Origin of the sequence: Vibrio sp. 10N.286.49.E11 (assembly GCF_041469505.1) — a bacterium.
GTDB classification, from domain to species: Bacteria; Pseudomonadota; Gammaproteobacteria; order Enterobacterales; family Vibrionaceae; genus Vibrio; species Vibrio crassostreae_C.
Genome location: NZ_JBFRKQ010000126.1, coordinates 1 through 1,308 on the forward strand (window position 1 = coordinate 1; position 1,308 = coordinate 1,308).

Sequence of the window (1,308 nt, forward strand, 5' to 3'; positions counted from 1 at the left end):
TGTCTCGTCCTAAAATACGTTGACGATTTTAGTTAGCCAGTAACGCAAGTTGCTGGCTTTTTTCATGCATCTTATTTGGCGTATTCATACCTAGGCTGAGATGTGGCCTCATTTCGTTGTACGTATATATTGACTCTTCAACAAGTGTTTTCAACTCGCGAAGATCTTTGCACTGAGTAAGCAAGAACTCTTGCTTGAGGATACCATTGACCCGCTCAGCTAACGCGTTTTGGTAACAGTCATAACCATCCGTCATTGATGGAGTTATACCATGCTTTTTAAGTTTCTCTTGATAGAGGTTTGAGCAATACTGAAGCCCTCTATCTGAGTGATGGATTGTCGCATGACAATAACATCGAGTTTTTACCGTCATATCTAAAGCCTTCACAACATCGCTCGCTTTCATTTCATTACTGACTTCATACCCCATGATTTTACGGCTGAAGGCGTCGGTAACCAATGACAAGTAGTGAACGCCCTCGTTTGACTGAACATAAGTGATGTCGCTCACCAGAACTTCTTCTGGTTTTGACGGAACGACTTCTTTTAGCAAGTTCGGATGTTTTTTCATCCAGTGTCTGCTGTTCGTTGTTTTGGTGTAACTTCGTTTCGGCTTAACGAGTAAGCGCTCTTCTCTGAGGTAATTAAACAAAGCATCACGGCCAAGTTTTATTCCCTTAGCTATCAACTTCGGCTTCAGTAAGAAATAGAGCTTACGAGCTCCCAGCCGAGGCATGAATCGTCTTAGCTCAAGCACCATCCCTTTCACAGGAGCAAGCTCAGCCTGACGAGTGGTCTCACGCTTTTCTCTCTGATAGACACACTGACGAGATATATTGAGCAATGAACAAGCTTTACTTAAGCTTACTTTCTTCTCTTTTTGAAGGCTTCTTGCTCCTTCGCTATATACTTTTTTCTTAGCGACATTCCGTGCTCAGCATCAAGAATATCAACAACCCTATTGAGAAGAAGGCATCTGAGACGTTCATCTTCGAGCTCTTGTTCAAGTCGTTTTATTTTTTGGGCAGGCGTTTCATTCGCTCTCGGTGATTTAGGCATCGTGCTCTTCCTTGGGTTGGTAGTCCAATCCATTTTGCCATGCTTTCTTAACCAAGTAAGAACAGTCGAACGACCTTGTATGCCGTAAATTGATTGGGCTTGTTTATAGGTCATGTCGCCTTTTTCGATGGCGTCTACAACCTGCAATTTAAAGCCTAGTGTGTAATCACGCTGAGTGCGCTTAACGTAGTGTTTATTTGGAATGGTCATCATTAGTCCTCAATGTGTAAACACATTTCAGGACGGGAC

The 1,308-nt window shown here is 42.8% G+C and carries 1 protein-coding gene; it reads right to left on the bottom strand.

The genetic code is table 11. The features are described 5' to 3' along the window. Window positions 1-28: 28 nt before the first annotated feature. A protein-coding gene (locus tag AB4167_RS21605) for an IS3 family transposase (protein WP_372137004.1) occupies window positions 29-1,269 on the bottom strand; the annotation gives its coding sequence in 2 pieces (ribosomal slippage) (window positions 29-897 and window positions 897-1,269; 1,242 coding nt in all). Between the last annotated feature and the right edge of the window lie 39 nt (window positions 1,270-1,308).